The 18696-nt window shown below is 47.0% G+C and carries 21 protein-coding genes; 15 read left to right on the top strand and 6 right to left on the bottom strand.

Annotated features, from left to right (window positions below; translation table 11 throughout):
* Window positions 1–112: 112 nt before the first annotated feature.
* Complete coding sequence (locus tag CWM47_RS17710) at window positions 113–586, bottom strand: RES family NAD+ phosphorylase (protein ID WP_100989570.1); 474 nt, start codon at window positions 584–586, stop codon at window positions 113–115.
* Window positions 587–615: 29 nt separating this feature from the next.
* Complete coding sequence (locus tag CWM47_RS17705; protein ID WP_100989569.1) at window positions 616–1026, bottom strand: antitoxin Xre/MbcA/ParS toxin-binding domain-containing protein; 411 nt, start codon at window positions 1024–1026, stop codon at window positions 616–618.
* 103 nt (window positions 1027–1129) lie between these two features.
* Here CWM47_RS17705 and CWM47_RS17700 point away from each other — a divergent pair, with 103 nt between their 5' ends.
* Window positions 1130–1807, top strand: coding sequence for a recombinase family protein (locus tag CWM47_RS17700; RefSeq protein ID WP_394342005.1), 678 nt, complete (start codon window positions 1130–1132; stop codon window positions 1805–1807).
* Window positions 1808–1931: 124 nt separating this feature from the next.
* On the opposite strand, the gene CWM47_RS17695 is transcribed toward CWM47_RS17700, so the two are convergent.
* Window positions 1932–2828, bottom strand: a complete 897-nt coding sequence (locus tag CWM47_RS17695; protein ID WP_100989568.1) for a helix-turn-helix domain-containing protein — start codon at window positions 2826–2828, stop codon at window positions 1932–1934.
* Window positions 2829–2985: 157 nt separating this feature from the next.
* Between CWM47_RS17695 and CWM47_RS17690 the strand changes: the two genes are divergently transcribed.
* The 7 genes from CWM47_RS17690 to CWM47_RS38165 all read left to right on the top strand — a co-directional run bounded on the left by CWM47_RS17690 (window position 2986) and on the right by CWM47_RS38165 (window position 7679).
* Window positions 2986–3837 carry an aldo/keto reductase gene (locus CWM47_RS17690; RefSeq protein WP_100989567.1) on the top strand — a complete coding sequence of 284 codons (852 nt, stop codon included), beginning with the start codon at window positions 2986–2988 and terminating at the stop codon, window positions 3835–3837.
* Between the two features lie 11 nt (window positions 3838–3848).
* Window positions 3849–4283 (top strand): cupin domain-containing protein, encoded by a 435-nt coding sequence (locus CWM47_RS17685; protein WP_206170661.1) that lies wholly within the window; start codon window positions 3849–3851, stop codon window positions 4281–4283.
* Window positions 4284–4289: 6 nt separating this feature from the next.
* On the top strand, window positions 4290–4796 hold the full coding sequence (locus tag CWM47_RS17680; RefSeq protein WP_240625941.1) for a nuclear transport factor 2 family protein: 507 nt from the start codon (window positions 4290–4292) through the stop codon (window positions 4794–4796).
* Between the two features lie 25 nt (window positions 4797–4821).
* Entirely contained in the window at window positions 4822–5991 is a 1170-nt protein-coding gene (locus CWM47_RS17675; RefSeq protein WP_100989565.1) for an aldo/keto reductase, read from the top strand.
* A 24-nt stretch (window positions 5992–6015) separates the two neighbouring features.
* Complete coding sequence (locus CWM47_RS17670) at window positions 6016–6819, top strand: SMP-30/gluconolactonase/LRE family protein (RefSeq protein ID WP_157815990.1); 804 nt, start codon at window positions 6016–6018, stop codon at window positions 6817–6819.
* 123 nt (window positions 6820–6942) lie between these two features.
* The gene (locus tag CWM47_RS17665) at window positions 6943–7449 is read left to right on the top strand and encodes a flavodoxin (RefSeq protein ID WP_240625940.1); all 507 of its coding nucleotides are present in this window, start codon (window positions 6943–6945) and stop codon (window positions 7447–7449) included.
* 86 nt (window positions 7450–7535) lie between these two features.
* Window positions 7536–7679, top strand: coding sequence for a hypothetical protein (locus CWM47_RS38165; protein ID WP_157815989.1), 144 nt, complete (start codon window positions 7536–7538; stop codon window positions 7677–7679).
* 39 nt (window positions 7680–7718) lie between these two features.
* On the opposite strand, the gene CWM47_RS38950 is transcribed toward CWM47_RS38165, so the two are convergent.
* Window positions 7719–8039: a hypothetical protein gene (locus CWM47_RS38950; protein WP_157815988.1), complete on the bottom strand. Its 321-nt coding sequence runs from the start codon at window positions 8037–8039 to the stop codon at window positions 7719–7721.
* A gap of 417 nt (window positions 8040–8456) precedes the next feature.
* Here CWM47_RS38950 and CWM47_RS17655 point away from each other — a divergent pair, with 417 nt between their 5' ends.
* The 4 genes from CWM47_RS17655 to CWM47_RS17640 all read left to right on the top strand — a co-directional run bounded on the left by CWM47_RS17655 (window position 8457) and on the right by CWM47_RS17640 (window position 13081).
* Window positions 8457–9809: an erythromycin esterase family protein gene (locus CWM47_RS17655; RefSeq protein WP_100989561.1), complete on the top strand. Its 1353-nt coding sequence runs from the start codon at window positions 8457–8459 to the stop codon at window positions 9807–9809.
* Window positions 9810–9932: 123 nt separating this feature from the next.
* On the top strand, window positions 9933–10730 hold the full coding sequence (locus CWM47_RS17650; protein WP_100989560.1) for a class I SAM-dependent methyltransferase: 798 nt from the start codon (window positions 9933–9935) through the stop codon (window positions 10728–10730).
* Window positions 10731–10961: 231 nt separating this feature from the next.
* Window positions 10962–12533, top strand: coding sequence for a hypothetical protein (locus tag CWM47_RS17645; protein WP_100989559.1), 1572 nt, complete (start codon window positions 10962–10964; stop codon window positions 12531–12533).
* Between the two features lie 134 nt (window positions 12534–12667).
* Window positions 12668–13081 (top strand): DUF6640 family protein, encoded by a 414-nt coding sequence (locus CWM47_RS17640; RefSeq protein WP_206170660.1) that lies wholly within the window; start codon window positions 12668–12670, stop codon window positions 13079–13081.
* A gap of 163 nt (window positions 13082–13244) precedes the next feature.
* Here the strand turns inward: CWM47_RS17640 and CWM47_RS17635 are convergent, their stop codons facing one another.
* Window positions 13245–14555 (bottom strand): lactonase family protein, encoded by a 1311-nt coding sequence (locus CWM47_RS17635; RefSeq protein ID WP_100989558.1) that lies wholly within the window; start codon window positions 14553–14555, stop codon window positions 13245–13247.
* A 572-nt stretch (window positions 14556–15127) separates the two neighbouring features.
* Here CWM47_RS17635 and CWM47_RS17630 point away from each other — a divergent pair.
* A complete protein-coding gene (locus CWM47_RS17630; protein ID WP_100989557.1) occupies window positions 15128–15874 on the top strand; it encodes a hypothetical protein in 747 nt (248 codons plus the stop codon).
* A gap of 101 nt (window positions 15875–15975) precedes the next feature.
* On the opposite strand, the gene CWM47_RS17625 is transcribed toward CWM47_RS17630, so the two are convergent.
* Window positions 15976–16224 (bottom strand): pentapeptide MXKDX repeat protein, encoded by a 249-nt coding sequence (locus CWM47_RS17625; protein WP_100989556.1) that lies wholly within the window; start codon window positions 16222–16224, stop codon window positions 15976–15978.
* Between the two features lie 232 nt (window positions 16225–16456).
* Here CWM47_RS17625 and CWM47_RS17620 point away from each other — a divergent pair, with 232 nt between their 5' ends.
* A complete protein-coding gene (locus tag CWM47_RS17620) occupies window positions 16457–17170 on the top strand; it encodes a response regulator transcription factor (protein WP_100989555.1) in 714 nt (237 codons plus the stop codon).
* Complete coding sequence (locus CWM47_RS17615; RefSeq protein ID WP_100989554.1) at window positions 17167–18669, top strand: sensor histidine kinase; 1503 nt, start codon at window positions 17167–17169, stop codon at window positions 18667–18669. The genes CWM47_RS17620 and CWM47_RS17615 overlap by 4 nt, the downstream gene beginning before the upstream one ends.
* Window positions 18670–18696: the final 27 nt, after the last annotated feature.

The following is an 18696-nucleotide window of genomic DNA, read 5'->3' as shown; positions in this document are numbered from 1 at the left end:
AGAGGAGGCAAGCAAATTGATTTAGCTATATAGTTATCTCATCTAAATGCTCCCCCTTGAGACAGAGAAATGTTCATAATCATGCCTGTTTAATTAGTTGGCCTTCAGCTAACTAGTGTCCGCGTCGCGAAGAATCATACAGCCGCTCATCAATTTCGAATACTTCCGACCTGACGACTTGACAACGGGAAAACAGTTCATGACGGGGATTTATCAAATAGTTTGCCATGATGGGTACCACCGTACTGGGCACCTGGACAACTAAGCGGTCCGGACTTTGAAGCCAATCCATTAGAAAGGTTTGAGAGGACAGGGGGCCACTCCCCGTGGCTCGCCAATCAGCTGGCAGGTCCTGCTCTTGAAAAGAACGTATCGAGTCTGGCACCTCAATGGTGACTAAGTAATACGGAGGTATGTGTTTAGGATTAAGATGTACCATCACTTCCAGCAAGCTTAAGGCTGGGGATTCGGTGGTATACAGCAGCGATAGCCCCTTGGGGTTCCAACGGCCGCCGTACAAGGCAGCTCCTTGTCCAGACAGGGGCTCATGACGATAAGCGGCCTGTAGTAAGCGGTAAACCAGCATGTAGTCAGGTGGGTAATTCGAGGAGCGTGTTAGTAGAAGATGCCGTGTTCAATCCTGCCTAACACATCATTGACTTGGGTGAAACCGGCAATGGTCGTTAGCGTTTGCAACGGAGTACGACCATCTAACTCGCCTAGCGGATAGCGCAGCCAGTCCTGCAAGGCCTGCTCATCGTCAGCGTACACCCGCAGACCATGCTGGATCACTTGCTGCAATAACTCAACCCGTTCGGCCGTGGGTCCGCTCAAAGCCGTTTGTCGCCGTAGTCGGTGTAGGGTACTTTCCGAGAGCTGCAATAAGGGAGCTAATTCTTTGAGGGTAACGCCGAGTTGTTGAGCTAACTGATTAAGCCGTATATCCAGTCCGTTGGGTTTAATTTGAACAGGTCTTTTGGCTCGCAGTCCCGTTAGGTGGGGGGCTAAGTGCTGATTAGTTTTCATAGTTGCAATTATCAGTTGACAATTATATAACAATCAGTTGACAATTGCAAGTTCCCTTTTGAGGGTATAGAGACCTTGATAAGGGAATTCGAAAATAGTTGGAATGCATACGTTGAATAGTATTGGGCAGATATTGAACCTCGCTATCCCATCAAAGGCTCTATTTGTTGAAAAGCTAATAATTCATATCTCTCATCCCTATCTCGTAGCATACGGCCGCAACCAACTGACTATTAGATGCATCTTCACAAAAGTGAGCTTTATCAGTACACATCTTCGAAACGGTTTCGGCTTTTTTATGTTATTTGGCAACGCACGCGTATCAACGCAAGATCAAAATTTAGCCCTGCAACTGGATGACCTGAAAAAAGCAGGTTGTCAAAAGATCTTTCAGGAGAAAGTTTCCTCGGCTAAAGAACGACCCCAATTGCGGAAGCTACTGGAAATTCTGCGAGAAGATGATACGGTTATTGTCTGGAAGCTTGACCGGCTGGGCAGGTCGTTAAAAGAACTTTTCACGCTAGTCAACGACTTTCAGACCCAAGGAATTGGTTTTCGCAGTCTGAATGATACCATCGATACCACCACCGCCCAAGGTCGCTTGGTGTTTAACCTGTTTGCGTCATTAGCTGAATTTGAAAGAAATTTGATCCGGGAACGAACCAAAGCAGGTTTAGCTGCGGCTCGAGCCAGGGGACGCACGGCGGACGTACGCCCGAAGCCCAAGCGAAAGCACGGGCTGTTAAGTCTATGTACTCTCTTAAAACTCATACGATTTTAGAGCTTGGCCAGTTATTTCACTTAAGCCGAGCGACGGTTTACCGCTACTTAGCTTGGCAAGAAGTAAAGTAACGGCTGCTTTATAAAATGGGGCGTTTATAGAGACGGTCAAGTCCTATGTAGCTCTAGTTTAGCATCCTATACTCGTTGGGTGATTGGCCAACTCGCCGTTTGAACAACCGAATGAAGTGTTGAGAGTACTTAAAGCCTAAGCCATAAGCGATTTGACTAACTGATTTACCTTGATCAAAAATCCGCTCTTTGGCTACATCAATCACCTTTGCGTGGATATATTCCTGAGCCGTTTTGCCGGTTTCTTTTTTGATTAGGTCGCCAAAATAGTTAGATGACAAATTCAATTCACCCGCACAGTAAGTAACCGAAGGCAAGCCAATCAATTGAGGTTTATCGGTCTGAAAATATTCATTCAATAAACGCTCAAATCGTTCCAGAATGCCCTTGTTGACTGTATTTCGCGTAATGAATTGACGGTCGTAAAACCGTATGCAATACCCTAAGAACAATTCGATGTTGGCGACAATCAAGCGTTTACTATGTTTGTCGATGGCGTGTTCTAGTTCGTAATCAATCTTAGAAAAACAGTCCATCACAATACTTCGCTCTCGACTGGATAAATGAAGTGATTCATACGATTGATAACTAAAGAAATTGTATTCCTGAATCGTTCGCCCTAGTGATGTCCCGTGGATGAGATCGGGATGAAAGACTAGCGCATAGCCTTTGGGCTGATACGTTTCGCCATTGCTATTCATGCCCGCTACCTGCCCAGGTGCCATAAATACTAAGGTTCCTTCCTGATAATCATATGTATGCCGTCCATAGACCAAATCCCCGCATTTAACCTCTTTTAGAAAAATGGTGTAAAACCCAAAATACATGCGAGAGCCTTGCCGGGGATCGGCTTTTGAGAGATCCACCACACTAATCAGCGGATGAAGGGTTTCATTTTTATTAAACGTGTTGTAGTCGCTTATGGTCTCAAATCGGCGTAGCGTATCCATAGTATTGTCAGTTTCTCTATTCCAAAACTACCGCTTTCTGATCTGCTTACCAGAGACAAAATCATGAATCAGGAATAATGGTAGTAATCCCCGTAATCTGTATACCAATCGGGCTAATAAATGGGGAGACCTTTGCTCCTGTCATTTGTAAATACCTATGCAACAAATCGTTTTGAATAATGGGGTAGCAATGCCCATCCTTGGATTTGGCGTGTTTCAAGTGCCTGATCTGAATGAGTGTGAACGAAGCATATTGGATGCGATTGCTACGGGGTATCGGCTCATCGATACTGCGGCTTCCTACGGGAATGAAGAAGCTGTTGGCCAGGCCATCAAAAAAAGTGGCGTAGCCCGCGACGAGTTGTTTATCACCACCAAGCTTTGGATTCAGTCGAATGGCTATGAGGGCACGAAGAAAGCCTTCGATGCTTCGTTGAAAAAATTGCAACTCGACTACCTGGATCTGTATTTAATTCATCAGCCAATGGGCGATGTGTACGGCGAGTGGCGCGCCATGCAGGAGCTTTATCAAGAAGGACGGATTCGGGCCATCGGTGTCAGCAATTTTCAACCTGATCGGCTGATCGACTTAATCGTCCATAACGAGATCGTTCCGGTGGTGAATCAGGTTGAAACCCATCCGTTTCACCAACAATTTGAAACGCAGAAATTTCTCATCGACAACCAGGTACAAATCGAATCATGGGGGCCGTTCGCGGAAGGGAAAAACGATCTGTTTCATAATCAACAGCTGGGTTCCATCGCTGCAAAGCACAATAAATCGATTGCCCAAATTGTCTTGCGGTGGCTTACGCAACGGGGCGTAGTGGCCATCCCTAAATCGGTTCGTAAAGAGCGCATGGAGGAGAACTTTAATAGCCTCGATTTTGAGCTAAGCACCGATGACATGGAAGCCATCAAAACCCTGGATACAAACGCCAGTCTGTTTTTTGATCACCGTGATCCGACGATGGTCAAATGGTTAGGCGAACGAAAAATAACGAACTAAACCACTAAACAATGACCACTAAATCCCAGGTCAAATTCGCTGCAATTTTAGTCCTGCTCACCCTGTCATGTGGAGCGATTGCGCAGTCATCCCCTATTTTCCCAAAAGGTGACCTATCATCGACACCTAATCACCAAGGTAATGTTTGGCTCAACGAATTGAGTGGGCCAGATAGCACTTTTGCCTACAGCATCGCCCAGGCCGTTTTCGACCCAGGTGCCCGGCTCGACTGGCATACGCACCCCGCTGGGCAGATTCTGCTCTTCACTGAAGGGACAGGGTATTATCAGGAACGAGGTAAACCACGGCAAACCGTCCGCAAAGGTGAAATCATCAAATGTCAGCCTGATGTCGAACACTGGCATGGGGCTACCCCAACCAGTGGTATTACCTACCTAGCGACAACCCCAACTCAGAAAGGAAAACAATCTGGTTCAAACGAGTGACCGACGATGAATACGCCGGTAAAAAATGATCTCCACCCCAATCTAAACCCACAACGAATCAGCATGAAAACCTTGGTTATCAGTTTTTTTGTGGCTATTGCCAGTTTGCAACTGGCCTTCGCCCAATCTGCCAGCAGTCAGGAACAGGAAATCATTACGCTCTCAAAGGATAAATGGGGTTGGATGTCCGATAAGAATGTGGACAAGCTAACGACCTTATTTAACGACCAATCCATGTTTGTTCACATGGGTGGAAGTTGGGGGAAAAGCCAGGAATTAGAGGTCATCAAAAGCGGGAATATCTGGTACAAAAAAGCGAACGTCTATTCAACGACCTTTCATCAGATTGGCAATACAGCCATCTTGTTAAGTGACCTAGATCTGGTGGCCGTTGTGGGTGGAAACGAGGTCACCAATCCCTTTATGGTGACGGAAGTTTTCGTCAACCAAAACGGCAAATGGTCGTTAGGACAACTCTCGTTCTCTCGGCTGATGAGGCCCGTTAAAAATTAGCCAATGTCTTTAAAACCCGATCACTATGCAGCCTATAACGAACGGCAACCAGAATACGGATTCAACCCGGCGCAACCTACTTAAAACAGGATTGGCATTAGCAGGCGGGGCATTGTTTAGGCACGATACGAAAGGCGCAACGGTTTCAACAAATCAACCCGCTTCATTTGCTCCAATGGCTAAACCAGGACATTGTAAATTAGGCACATTAGAGGTCTCCAGTGTGGGCCTGGGTGTGCAGAATATGCATCGTACCTACCAAACAACGATTCCCTACCGGCCCGACATGATCAAAATCATTCAGAAAGCCTTTGATAGTGGGATTACCTTATTTGATACGGCAGAAGCCTACGGCCCCTTTGAATGTGAGCGGATTCTGGGTGAAAGCGTTGCCCCGTTCCGAAACAAAATTGTGATCGAAACCAAGTACGGTTGGAACATCGACCAGAAAACAGGCCAGCGTCTGCCTGGTTTGAATAGTCGTCCCGAACACATAAAGGAAGTAGTCGAAGGCATGCTGAAACGCCTTCGCACTGACCGAATTGATTTATTATATCAGCATCGGGTCGATCCGGCGGTTCCGATTGAAGACGTTGTTGGGGCGATTAAAGATCTTATCGGTCAGGGTAAAGTTTTGCATTACGGCTTGTCTGAACCAGGCCCACAAACCGTTCGACGCGCCCATGCCATTCATCCAGTAACAGCGATTCAGAATGAATATTCGCTGCTATGGCGAGGGCCGGAAGAAGCCATCCTTCCTCTTTGTGAGGAATTGGGCATTGGCTTTGTTTGTTGGAGTCCGTTGGGTGTCGGTTTTTTGACCGGAGCCATTGATGCGAATACGCGGTTTGCTTCTGGTGACATTCGCGGCATTGAAGGTCGGTTCTCCCCGGAGAATCTACCCAACAATATGGCCTTGGTGAAATTGATACAGAGCTGGGCTGAGCGTAAACAGGCCGCTCCTGCCCAGATTTCGCTGGCTTGGCTTATCGCTCGAAAACCGTGGATTGTGCCCATTCCAGGCACCACCCAAATGGCGCACATGCTGGAAAACGCAGGAGCTGCCGACGTGAAATTTATGACGGATGAGTGGAAGCAGTTCGATCAAGAATTGTCGGCCATTACGATCAAAGGGTTGCGATTGCCACAGGGAGTATTAAATTTCTCGAACGTTGAAGCCCCAAAAAAGCCCTAAAACGGAATCCTAAACCTAATCGCTATGAACAAGTTACTAGTCGTGACCATCCTACTATTGTTTTCCTCAGCATCCTTCGCTCAGCATCAGCTCAGGAAATTATGGGAATCCGACTCGATCACCTTGAAAGGTCCAGAGTCCGCATTATTCGATCCAATCTCAAAATCCCTTTACGTATCCAGCATGAATGCGGGCAGTGTTGTGCGCATGAGTCTTGATGGGAAAATTATCAAGTCTGATTGGGTAACGGGTCTGAATGCCAACAAAGGATCGGCCTTGTTTAATGGGTTATTCTATACCGCCGAATTAGCCGCCGTTGCGGTGATCGATGTCGCCAAAGCATCCGTTATCAAACGCATTCCGATTGAAGACGCGGTGATGTTGAATGATTTGGCCGTGGATGCCAAGGGCGTGGTTTATGTGAGCGATACGCGCACGGGTAAAGTTTACCGGATCGAGGGAGACAAACCCACTCTTTACCTCGAAAATATTCCCGGTGCGAATGGATTGCTGTGCGTAAACTCTGATCTATATGTTGCGGGATCGACTACGTTCCAAAAAGTAAATGCAGCCAAAGAGATTACCCAAATTGGAAATGGCTTTGAAAGCGGACTCGATGGCATTGTGATGGTCGGCAGGAATGAATTTATTCTCAGCAACTACAAAGGGATTTTGTACTATGTGATGGCGGATGGAACCAATCAAGTGTTATTGGATAGCCGGGCCAATCGCATCATGGCCAACGATATAAGCTACGACAGCCGAACCAAAACGCTTTATGTGCCCTCCTTTGGCACAAATCGGATCATTGCCTATAGCGTAAAATAAGACATCAATATCGTTCAACCGGCTCGGCTGCGAGGTCAGTAAAGCCTGACTTTATCTCTATTACTGGCTTTGTTTTTTCCTTCGACAATCACGCATGCGCAATCGCTATCGTCAAAAAAGATTTTGATTGTCTACCTATCGCGCACGAACAATACAAAAGCCTTAGCTGAAATTATTCATAAACAGATTGGCGGCACTTTAGTCTCTCTCGAATTAGAAAAGCCTTACCCGCAGAACTATCAGGCCACGGTTCAACAGATAGTCCATGAAAATGAAACGGGTTTTCTACCGCCTTTACGAACAAAAATTGGTCGTATCCAGCAATACGATGTGGTGTTTGTTGGCTTTCCAACCTGGGGTATGCAATTGCCCCCACCGATAAAAAGCTTTCTGCATCAATATGACTTGAAGGGTAAACTCGTCATCCCGTTCAATAGCAACGGTGGCTATGGCATTGGTAGTAGTTTTCAGACAGTCGCCGAGCTTTGCCCTAACAGCAACATACTAGAAGGCTTTATGACCAGGGGCGGTTCGGAACGAGATGGGCAATTGTTGGTCATTCAGGGAGCCAGAGCAAAAGAGGCCGAAACCATAATACAAGCCTGGTTGAGAAAACAGAAACTCCTTTAAGACGCGTTTCGAATTTAAAATACCTTTTCTCATAAAAGGCTTGGCCAAGTGGACGCTAGCATAAATTCAGTGAGCTAGACTATCCCATGTCTTCAAGGCCACAATCCGTCCAAAAAAAGGTCCGACTGATTTGGGACAAGACCGCTTACATCATCCGGAAAAAGCCCATGCGGGCTGGTAAACTGGAGCCATTGATACCCATTGATGAGTTCGAAATTGGGGCCCAGTGACCAGGAAAAAGGCAGCGAATTCCGCCGTCAGAAAACACCTTATTCGGATAAAACCCTGTAAATTAAGTGTCCGATAAAAAGCCAGACTACTTTATTTTTAGTCATATAATGCCTGTAGGTAACATAACCAAGGTGGCTGTTGCACAACTCAAAACGATTACATGTTAAACCATTCCTTGATTGTTTTAGGGCGCGTTTCAAGTAGCTATAAACGGCACTCAGCACCACAATGAGACTAAGACCAATGAGCCAGCTTGCTGCTCGACCATGCGTGTGAGTAGCAAACGTTCCCATAAAGAGAGTCCATCCCCAAGCCAAGACCATACTGATGGTTAGGAGTATTTTGGTGAGTTTAGCCATCTGCCAGCGGTTAGCGAAGCATCTTAATCAACGCTAGAATAGCAAAACTGATTAAGGCTAAAATAGCCCGCCACTTGCCGAAGAACACATTAAAAGGCAATAGAGACGGAAAGAAGTTCTTGTTCCTGTTCATAGCGCTGTTTAGTCCGATTGGTGCGAATATATAGCATTCTTTATCGGAAGTAAAAAAACTTATGGGGCCCTGATAATCAAAGGAATAACAGTGCATTAGATAGTGAAGTTTTGAGAAGCTGACTTTTGCCACAGCCATCAAGATTATACAACAACTTCTATTAACAGAGTTAATTACTATAGTACAATAGTATAGGGTAAATAATTATATATTTGGTGGCCTTACTTAGTGAATTAATTCGATGACCTTGAACTAAGGCATTTCTTTCTATACCAATCATACGTATGGCTTCCCGATGGCTTTTTCGTTTCACTAGTTTCTCAATTCTGCTACGCTTTACCTTGATCGGCTGTAAACAGGCTGAGCCCCAGCCACCATCTGATTTGACCACGGAACAGCAAACCGTAGTGGCAGCTTTGGATAAAAGTAACTATCCCATCAAAGATGCTGATCCAACCCGAGAGTTTAGCGATTTGGCTGTTTTAGATACGCTTCTAGCCAAAGCCCAGGTAGTGGGTATCGGTGAATCCACCCATGGCACCCATGAATTTGCGCAGACCAAAGATCGTTTATTTCGCTATTTGGTTCAAACCCATCATCACCAGGCAATTGGCATTGAGGCTAGCTTCGGCCGCACGATACTGGTCAACCGCTTCATCCATGGGGAAAGCTCATCCTTTACCGACGCGGCTGTGGCGGCCAAGAGCTTAAACTCCTGGCCACTCTCGACGACTGAAGTCGCCCAATGGCTCCAATGGATGCGGGAGTACAACACCGGCAAAAGCAGTACGCAACAAATTTCAGTCTATGGGCTTGATTGCCCGGAAGCAACCGACGAATTTCCCTTGATCCGTGAATTCATAGCAAAAGTAGATCCTGGCTCCTTGGCAAAAATTGACTCGATCGCTACGTTATTCAATCTTACGATCGGGGCAAACTCGCCCTTACCGGCTCAACAATACAGCCAAAAATTACCCGAATTATACAACCTGTTTGTTAGCAATGAAACCAACTGGACGAGTGCTAGCGGGAGTCCAGCGTACGAAGTGGCAAAGCAAGCGGCTCGTGTGTTGATTCAGCAACAGAATTTGGCTAGTATAAGCGATCTCTGCCAGAAAAGCGCCAAACGGGATGGCTATTTAGCTGAAAATGCTCAATGGCTGCTGACCAAGCTGAAGGTGAGTAAATTAAGTTTGTGGGCTCATAGTACCCATATCGGGGATTTGCCTACCGTTAACTGCGGCCAGCCCACGATGGGCAGCTATCTGAAGCAGCAGCTAAAGGATCAGTATGTAACGATTGGAACGAGTTTAGCGAATGGGCGCTTTACGGGGCGAAACAGCGCCCTGGCGGCTACTCCTCTGTCGGTCTTATCGGTGAGTGGGGCTGCTACACCACGGTCTTACAACTATCTATTGGGCAGAAGCCAGTCGGCGAATTTCATTCTAAACCTGCATCGATTTGATGCGGGGTCTAGTTTAGGGAGTTGGCTAAGTACACCTTATTCCTTTTTTTTAGCCGGGGCGGGGTATGACGAACGTAAACCTGACCAAGCCTACTACTCAATCGGCCTGAGTACGGGCTTTGATGTACTGATTCATTTTCGAGACACCAGTCCGACTCAGTTATTACCTTGATTCGGCAGGGAACAGAATCAATTGGGCAACTTAACATGAGTCGCATTTATACAACAAACCTGGTTTACAAGCCCTATGGCAAGATAAAGACTACTTTTAAAGCCTACCAAGAACCTAAAAATTATGGGTACTCAAAAAATCCAAGCTCAACTTTGGGGAGCCTCCGCTCAAGATTGGGCTTCCTATCAAGAAGTTACCCTGCAACCCGTGTTTGAACACGTTAGTAAGGACCTTAAAACGGCATCGGCTCACCAGATACTGGATGTGGGGTGTGGATCAGGACTGTTTTGTCAACTGGCGGCTCAACAAGGATTTCAAGTTTGGGGCTTTGATGCCACGCCTGAATTCATTGAGATTGCCCAGTATAAAACGCCTGCGGGCGATTTCCAGACCGGTGATATGGAAGACTTACCGTATGCGGATCAAAGCTTTAACCTCGTAACCGGGTTTAACTCGTTCCAATATGCGGCTCAGCCAGTCCAGGCTCTAAAGGAAGCCTACCGGGTTCTAAAACCGGCGGGTAAATTAGGGATTGTCATTTGGGGAAAAGCGCAAGCCTGTCAAGCGGCCGTTTATTTAAAGGCGTTAGGTTCACTTATGCCCCCTCCTCCGTTTGGCACCCCCGGTCCGTTTGCCTTATCCGAAGATGGGGCCTTAGAATCCTTCGTTAGTCAAGCTAATTTTAAGGTAGTCAAAAAGGAAAGTGTCTCCAGCCCCTTCGTCTATGCTAGCCTGGAAGAGGCTCTGAAAGGTCTGTTGTCGGCTGGTCCCGCTCGCCGGGCGATCCTGGCCTCGTCGCCGGAAGCGGCTATTGACGCTGTTACAGCGGCTATTTCTCCCTTTAAAACGGCGTCGGGCGGCTATCGACTGGAAAACAGCTATTATTATTTAGTTGGCGAGAAAGGAGCTGCGTTTAAATGAGTAATTCTTAGATTGAAAACAACCAAAAAAGAGGTAGCCATCTTGACTTAATCTCTTTACATAATTAGAGTGGCTGTTGCAAACGTCAATACCCGCCCAGGATGGCTCAACTAACTGGTAACTTTTAGCACTTTAAGGACCAGAAACCGCTGACTAATCAAGTTAGTCCACTCCTTCCAAAATGGGATTCATTTGCCTACCTATTCACCAGAAAAACAAGCTGATTGACTCATGCCCACCGACAAATTATTCGAGCGCCAAACCACCATTTTCAGCTTCGTTCTTGGCCTGATGTTGTGGCTGAGTTTAACCGCTTCCCTATTTTTTAAACCATCCTGGCTCTGGCTGGATGAAGTCTTAAGCTTCATTCTCTTATCCGATCCCTCCTGGGCGCATATGAATGATGCGCTCGTTGCCAATATCGATGCCAATCCGCCCCTCTACTTTAATCTTGTCTGGCTAGTAGCCAATAAGGTTAGCTTGAATCCCTATTTCTTACGGGCGCTTTCCGTTGCTTTTTTCTCCATCGCGGTTGCTTTATTTTATCGCCATACGACACGCTTAGTGGGCAGTCCCATTCGCAATTTCGTTATCTTCACCCTCGTCATTGGCCTGACGTATCTGAATTTTTTACTTTTGACACAAATTCGCTCGTATGCCTTGTACTTACTGCTGAGCGGTATCTATTTTATCAGTATACAACCACTCATAAAAAATCCTGCTACCCCCCGTTTGTTAGCAATGCACTGGCTGACTGGCTCAGCGCTCATCCTGACCCATAACTTCGGCTTTTTTTATATAGCCGCTTCCCTTAGCTTTTTTGCCCTGTTGTACTTATGGTCTCGGCGGCAAGCTTACTGGTGGGTAGCCTTGACCCACCTATTGATTTTTGGGACCTGGTTCCTGTTATGGTATAGCAACTTTAAAATTCAATCGCTGGCGGGCAAGCCCTACTCCTGGATTCCAGACCCAACGTTTCTGCTCTCGTTTCAAACCATCGGCGAGTTGATCCCAACCCTGTCTTCGCGCCTTGAAGCCAGTGCATTCCTCTCTTTTCTGCCCGTGTTGCGTGTCGGTATCGTTTTTGCGTTATTTATCTATATTGCTATTCCCCACCAAAAGCAAGGATATCAACACGTTACCAACAATGGGGCGCTTAGTTTTTATCTGTTTGCGGGTTTTGTTATGTTCCTAACGGCCCTTACTTCCCTGGTGGTGTCACTAACGTATCTATCTGTATTCTTAAGTCGGTATCAATGGCCTAGCCACTTGTTGCTGTTGTATCAGCTAGTGTATGCCTACCACTATTTTGCGCCAACGCTGGCAACGCCCCCTTACATGACTCGCGTTGTACCCCTATATGTGGGTTTAATGATGGGGTTCATTTTTTACCAGAATCGGAAACTTGTTAATTTCCCCAGCGGCATCCTGAACTACCTGCCCACTACCAAGGCTACCTATCCGATCTTCTTTGAATCGGCTGACTACTTCTTGCCGATTTGGCACCATCAAGTAGCCAATGCCCGCTATTTGCTGCACCGGAAGACGGCTTTAACGAAGGGGAATCGGAAAAGCTCGTCTACGGACTATAACATTCTCAAATCGGTACGGGAAAAATACAATGTTAAGTCAATTGTCTGGTCGACGGAGTTCACCAAACAACAGTATCCTCATTTCTACGTCGTTGATGAGGCTAGTCGTTATCAGATCGAGTATTTTATTGCTACGCATCGGGTTAAGGTGGTCCGGATAATTCCCGTTCCGATAGCCGGACATCGTATTCTTGACTGCGTTTATCTGTAAGATAGCAGGAGGGGTTTGTTGATCAATCAATTTTTGTTTGCCAATCAAGGCCAGTAAGCCCCGACCATCGAGCCCATCAATTTTTTACGAAGCAAAGCTGTTTTTGCCTAATTTACCGAACTAAACTAGTTCTGATGGGCAAGGTATTGATCACAATTGTGGCACTGGTAACGATGCTGGGGGGCTTCGTTTTCGATTGGAATGAAACCCACATATTTAACCCCCGCTGGCCACCTCACGCCAAGTTCCACAATGCCCAGACCATGGTTCTGGGTGCACTATTGGGCTTTTTGTCGGTCTGGTTTTTGTGGTTTCAGCAAGGCGAAAAACGGGTTACACTCCAATTAGCGGTGCTTTTCGGGAGTTTGTACTGGCTGGGTCAGGTAGGGGCTTATTTTTTTCCCGGTACGGCCCTGTTTGATCCTGAGTTTACTCATCCAGGGCAATGGCCCGATCAACTCATCCTGGACGGGATTTTGTTTTTCTTACTTAGTGTTGGCTACTGGCTGGAAAGGCGTAGACTAAGCCGACCGGCCACGATACGTTGAACCAGGCAGCCAGGTCAGGTTTAGGGTGGGCTGAACATACCGACTCAGCCCGCTAATAGGAAGAAACCCCACTACTCCGGGGACGCTATGGCTTGTAGCTGACGGGTACTGAACATCAATTTATTCCGCTCCTACCCAAAAGTCGTTTATTTAAAGGTCTAATTTAATACACGACAATTCCCTGAGGACGAACGGTTTTATCCACTGGAATTTGAAGGGGCTCACCCGGTTCCGAGATCTGCCCATTGGTACCAACAACCAGCGTGTGCAGGTAATTATAATTACCACTGATGGTAAAATCCGGATTGGTATGCTGGTTAATGACATATAGATACTTTTCATCCGGTGATAATTCCTCGTGAAAGGGTTCACTGGTTGTAAAAGCTCCAGCCATGGGAACCTCATAAGAAGGACCAGAATTTTTTAAGTCCAGAAACTGCACATTGGCCGGCGCCAGCGGATTCGTCAAGTCATAAACAGCCACTCTATTTTCGCCACTTACCAGCGCATACAGGCGCGTTCCGGTCTTATTGACCCGTAGCCAACAAACTGCTTTCCCAGCCATTACTTTAGTCTGAAAGGTAAGCGCTCCCGTGTTTGAATCATAGGAGTAGACGCCAATCATCCCCTCAAGGGGATGGCCAACGTACAGTACATTTTGCAAGGGATGGGCCCATAAGCCTAACGCGCCACCCATACCGCTGATGGTGATGGGTGTACCTGCCGTTGGGGCCAATTTGCCATCTTCGCCAACGGTAAAGGCCCGCAAGCTACCAATGGGTGTTGGCAGCATGAAAGCTAAAAAATCAGCGCCGAATAAAAGCCTTTTGCCCGGTGCCAGGTGCGCCTGACCGGGTGATACACTGGCTGCGGTTTCAATCGTTGAACCGGCCAGTGGGGTTAGGCGGCCATCCGTTTCGATTGTTAGTACCGTGTAATTTGGTTTGGCCGGGTTAGGTTGCAGGGGGTCGTCGTTTTTGTTAACCACATACAGCTTGTTGCCCGCCACACTCACACTGGTGGGATTGATGCCTCCTGAAGCAAATGGCGAGCCCGTTACGGGTGCTAACGATCCATCGGCAGCTACGTTGAACACGGCGATTGTGTTACTCCCGGAGTTTACCGCAAACAATCGTTTTTTGTCTTCGCTTTGGGCAATACACTGATCGGAATCATCCGGCCCTAACTTTTGGGTCGGGTTACTCACGCCTTTACCACCAGTGGCAAATGGGCTCCCTGCCAATGCTGTTAACGTACCATCCCCTCCCCTGCGATAGGCCAGAATGGCATTCTGATTATCAACTGCTACGTTATTTTCAATGTAGAGTACATTCGTCGGTAAACTGCTATCAGGCGTTTCCGGATCTCTGTGGTCCTGGCAACCACTAAAAAAAGTAATGAGAAACATCATTACCAACGCCATACAACAGGCGTATAGGTTGATTCCTTCGGTGGCAAACACTGTTTTTTTCATCACGCTGACGAATGTTAGTTCATTAGTCAGAACCGAAGCCTTACGTCAAAGTTATCACAGAAGTATAACATTTTCAGGTAGATACGATTTGGTCGATCTGTTGTCTGGCTTTCCTGAGAATACAGGAATCTTATGAAAAGTCCTGCAATCAGAATGCTTATTCGCTAACCTATAGGCATTTTGTGTTGATGGCTGTTTCATAAAGGCATTTGTTCAAGTTCCAGGAAGGCCGGTGGTCAGGTGGAGCAGCTTACACCTGTGTTTAACGTGCGCCGAAGTTTGGTCAATTTTGCCAACCCGGGGTCTGTACGCCAGCGCATCCCAATCTACAAAATGTTATACTTCTGTGATAACTTCTCTGGTAAAATCGTCGTTTCGTTGCTGAAAATCAATCATTTTTCGGCTAATTTTTTCATTACTCTGACACTGAGATAAAGCGACTCGAGTTGTGTGATCAACATTGGCACTTTCAAACCAATACTCGTATGGACCACACTGGTTATAATTGATGATCAATAGGCGATTTGACAATAAATTAGCCCTTATTAGTGCGGTTAAATCTTCCCTTTACCATGATTCGACGGCTTGGTTTTTTATTTTTGATCTGGCTCCCTGCTATTGTCTCGGCACAAACTGACGCAGGACAGCCTGATTTCAAGGCGGTCACCCAGACACTCGATCTGAGTCTGGCTACAAAAGGAAGTCTGACAACCGCTGCGTTGTCGCTTAACCGCCTGTATGGTCTGGGGAAATTACATCGATTTAAAATTGGCTATGGTCTTCGGCTTACATCGGCCTTTGGTCAGGCTACCGACTATCGCACAGCACCAGCTGATTTAGTCAAGGGTAACGGAAAAGCAAGCGTGGTCGGTTTGTTCAGTAAAGATCTGGAGGAACATATCGATACGTTACGGCTTTCAAACACCCTGGCTCATTCGGTCAATATCAGTCTTAATCTGGAATACGCTTTAAGCCACCGGCTTGACCTCGGCGTCAATATCGACCTGATTGGGTTTACGGTCGGGCCTAAACAATCGGGTACGTTCATCGCCAATAGCCCATCTCGATCCCCTTTAAGTGGCACCATCCAGGAAGCCAGCCTGACGGCATTCAATATCCTGCTGGGTGATAAAAGTGACCGGGGAAGCTTGAATTCCGAAGGCTATGTCCGGTATCGACTTACTAATCGCTTCAGTTTGCGTGGAGGGCTCAGTTTTCAATTCAACGAATACACCACCAGCCGTAAACTGACGTTTGACAACGACCGGTTTCGCAGTAGCAATGCCCGTATTTTAGGGGCCATTGCCTACCATTGGTAAGGGGTAAAATACTAGACATAAAAATAGCCTGCCCAGATACATAGGTGATCTGAACAGGCTCTCCTCAACCAATTGCTAAAGGTTTTGGCCGTCAAAATGGCCTATTGACTATCCGTCTTCATCTTGTCTTTTTTCATCTTCATTTTATCCTTCTTCATCTTACCCGTCGCCATTTTACCGTCGCTCATTTTGTCGTCCATCATCTTATCATCCGACATTTTATCCTTCGCCATCTTATCGTCTTTCATTTTTGAGGATGACATCTTGTCTTTCTTCATCTTGTCCTGAGCAAACGAGGCGGTGGACAGGGTTATAGCCGCTACAAAGGCTAATGCGAGTACTTTTTTCATGAGAAATGGTTTGTTTTTACTGCGTGAAACTGGTCTGTTAGGAACGAATACATCGTCATCGTAGCCACTAAATGAGTTGTTGGCTGGCAGGCAAGCATTCTATAGGGTAAAAGCTTTTTCTGCTCAACATAGTTATCACAGAAGTATAACATTTTGATACTCAACTTTTTCTATTCAGCAGCATTCGGGAATTTTGCGATCTGAATACATTCTGGTTTGTATAAACCCATCTATGAAAACAATCCTGCTCATCGAAGACGATGCTCTGATCGTCGATTTGGTCCGCATCCATCTCCATACCCTTCCCGCCAACGTACTGACAGCGGCTAGTGGGCGGGATGGACTGGGCCAACTCGCTCACCAGGCCGTCGATTTGTGTATTCTGGATGTGATGCTGCCCGATATGAACGGGATCGAGATATGCCGTCAGATTCGCCAGCGAGATACGTTCACGCCCATTCTGATGCTGACCGCCAAAGCCCAGGAAACGGATAAAGTAGCGGGCTTGGAAGCGGGAGCCGACGACTACCTCACGAAGCCGTTCGGCGTTCAGGAGCTGATGGCCCGAGTTCGGGCCATGTTGCGCCGGTCAGCATTAGGGGCATCACCAGGGCAGGTTCCCCCGTTGATTATTACGCATGAGGCTTTGCGGATTCATACGGCCGATCGAATTGTGACAATTAATAACAACCGGGTAGAGCTTACGCCAAAAGAGTTCGATCTATTGGTTTTGTTGGCCGAAAATCCGGGGAAGAGTTATAGTCGTAAAGAATTGCTCCATCTGGTCTGGGATTACCACATCGTAGGCTATGAACATACCGTAACGGCCCACATCAACCGGTTGCGCAATAAAATTGAATCGAACTTTGCCCAACCCACTTACATTCTGACAAGCTGGGGCGTTGGCTATCGGTTTGCCGAACCTGTAAAGTCCAGCAATTCATGAACGTCGTTGGTAACACCGCCAAACAAATCAAACCGTTTCCGGCAATCTATGGTCGGTTAGCGGGTCTATTATCGTTGCTGGTCATTCTGCTGGTAGCTAGCTACAGTCTACTGACCGGTTTTATCGCGATACGTTATTTTAAAGCCTCCCATCAACGGCTCAACCGGGAAGTAGCGACCCATATTGCCAAATTTTCTGAGCCCTTTGTGGGCATGAACAAGGTAAATCACCCGGCTACCGAGCGCATTTTTTTCAATGCGATGGTAACCAATCCCAGTGTCGAAGTCTATCTGCTGGATACAACCGGACGGATTATGGTCTATCAGGCACCGGTTGAAAAAATTAAACGGCATCAGGTCAACCTGGCACCTGTTCGTCAGTTTATTCAGACTCAGGGCGTGGTCTTCATTCAGGGCGATGATCCAAGACAAGCGGTTGGCCGTCAGATATTCTCGGCCGCTGAAGTTCGCGATCAAGGCCGGTTACAAGGCTATGTGTATGTTGTGCTACTGGGGGAAAGTTATGGCACAACGCTGGTTCAGTTATTCCAGGATTACTCCGTCGAATGGGGGCTTAAAACAACCCTGTTTATGCTGCTGGCTGCTTTAGCGGTTGGTTTTGCCGTATTCTACCTGCTCACCCGCGATCTGACCCGCATCATTCGGACCGTTTTGCGCTTTCGGGATGGCGACCTAAAGGCCCGCACCCAGTTGAAGCCACCCAGCGATTTGGTTCCCCTGGCCAATGCCTTCGATACCATGGCTGACCAGCTAACCAACAGTCTGGCCCAATTGCAGACCTCCGAGCAACTCCGGCGCGATCTGGTCGCCAACGTTTCGCACGACTTACGCTCACCCATAACCTCTATTAGGGGTTTTGCCGAAACACTGGATATGGACGCTTCCCTGAATGCAACCCAGAAGCACTATGTTGGCGCTATCCTACAAAGTACCCAGCGACTCACCAAACGCATCAATGAGTTATTTGAACTCTCGAAACTGGAGGCCAAAGAACGCAAGCCCGAAAAGGAACCCTTCCTGCTGGCTGACTTACTCACCGAAACGTACACGAATTTTCAACTGATCGCCCACCAGAAAGCCATCACGTTTACCTGCATCAATTGTGAAGTACCGTCGGTCTGCTTTGCTGACATTAACCTGGTTGAGCATGTACTCCAGAATTTAGTGGAAAATGCCATTCACTATTCCCCGGAAGGTGGCCAGGTAAGCCTCCAATTAGCCTCTACCGATCAATACGTAACCGTATCCGTAATCAACTCTGTATCGGCCTTACCTAAAGCGATCCTGGCTTATTTATCGCAGATCAATCAGATAGATTGTATAGAAGCCAGCATTCGCCCGCCTAATTCTGGTCTGGGATTGGCCATTGTACTAAAGATTCTTAACCTGCATAATGCCCGACTACAGGTTACTCATGAACCAGAAAAGAAAATCTGTTTTGCGTTTGTGCTACCGGCTTATGCAGCGCCTGTTTCATAAACCAGGCTAAGGTCGCTGGTTGCCTAC

Origin of the sequence: Spirosoma pollinicola, from assembly GCF_002831565.1 — a bacterium.
GTDB classification, from domain to species: domain Bacteria; phylum Bacteroidota; class Bacteroidia; order Cytophagales; family Spirosomataceae; genus Spirosoma; species Spirosoma pollinicola.
This window is presented reverse-complemented; position numbering and strand designations above follow the sequence as displayed.

Coding starts and splice junctions, on each gene's coding strand:
- CWM47_RS17620 (WP_100989555.1), top strand. CDS start 16,457: ATGAAAACAATCCTGCTCATCGAAGACGATGCTCTGATCGTCGATTTG.
- CWM47_RS17655 (WP_100989561.1), top strand. CDS start 8,457: ATGGCTTCCCGATGGCTTTTTCGTTTCACTAGTTTCTCAATTCTGCTA.
- CWM47_RS17640 (WP_206170660.1), top strand. CDS start 12,668: ATGGGCAAGGTATTGATCACAATTGTGGCACTGGTAACGATGCTGGGG.
- CWM47_RS17670 (WP_157815990.1), top strand. CDS start 6,016: ATGAACAAGTTACTAGTCGTGACCATCCTACTATTGTTTTCCTCAGCA.
- CWM47_RS17710 (WP_100989570.1), bottom strand. CDS start 586: ATGCTGGTTTACCGCTTACTACAGGCCGCTTATCGTCATGAGCCCCTG.
- CWM47_RS17685 (WP_206170661.1), top strand. CDS start 3,849: ATGACCACTAAATCCCAGGTCAAATTCGCTGCAATTTTAGTCCTGCTC.
- CWM47_RS17625 (WP_100989556.1), bottom strand. CDS start 16,224: ATGAAAAAAGTACTCGCATTAGCCTTTGTAGCGGCTATAACCCTGTCC.
- CWM47_RS17680 (WP_240625941.1), top strand. CDS start 4,290: ATGAATACGCCGGTAAAAAATGATCTCCACCCCAATCTAAACCCACAA.
- CWM47_RS17630 (WP_100989557.1), top strand. CDS start 15,128: ATGATTCGACGGCTTGGTTTTTTATTTTTGATCTGGCTCCCTGCTATT.
- CWM47_RS17700 (WP_394342005.1), top strand. CDS start 1,130: ATGCATACGTTGAATAGTATTGGGCAGATATTGAACCTCGCTATCCCA.
- CWM47_RS38165 (WP_157815989.1), top strand. CDS start 7,536: ATGTCTTCAAGGCCACAATCCGTCCAAAAAAAGGTCCGACTGATTTGG.
- CWM47_RS17645 (WP_100989559.1), top strand. CDS start 10,962: ATGCCCACCGACAAATTATTCGAGCGCCAAACCACCATTTTCAGCTTC.
- CWM47_RS17650 (WP_100989560.1), top strand. CDS start 9,933: ATGGGTACTCAAAAAATCCAAGCTCAACTTTGGGGAGCCTCCGCTCAA.
- CWM47_RS17675 (WP_100989565.1), top strand. CDS start 4,822: ATGCAGCCTATAACGAACGGCAACCAGAATACGGATTCAACCCGGCGC.
- CWM47_RS17690 (WP_100989567.1), top strand. CDS start 2,986: ATGCAACAAATCGTTTTGAATAATGGGGTAGCAATGCCCATCCTTGGA.
- CWM47_RS17615 (WP_100989554.1), top strand. CDS start 17,167: ATGAACGTCGTTGGTAACACCGCCAAACAAATCAAACCGTTTCCGGCA.
- CWM47_RS17695 (WP_100989568.1), bottom strand. CDS start 2,828: ATGGATACGCTACGCCGATTTGAGACCATAAGCGACTACAACACGTTT.
- CWM47_RS17635 (WP_100989558.1), bottom strand. CDS start 14,555: ATGAAAAAAACAGTGTTTGCCACCGAAGGAATCAACCTATACGCCTGT.
- CWM47_RS38950 (WP_157815988.1), bottom strand. CDS start 8,039: ATGGCTAAACTCACCAAAATACTCCTAACCATCAGTATGGTCTTGGCT.
- CWM47_RS17705 (WP_100989569.1), bottom strand. CDS start 1,026: ATGAAAACTAATCAGCACTTAGCCCCCCACCTAACGGGACTGCGAGCC.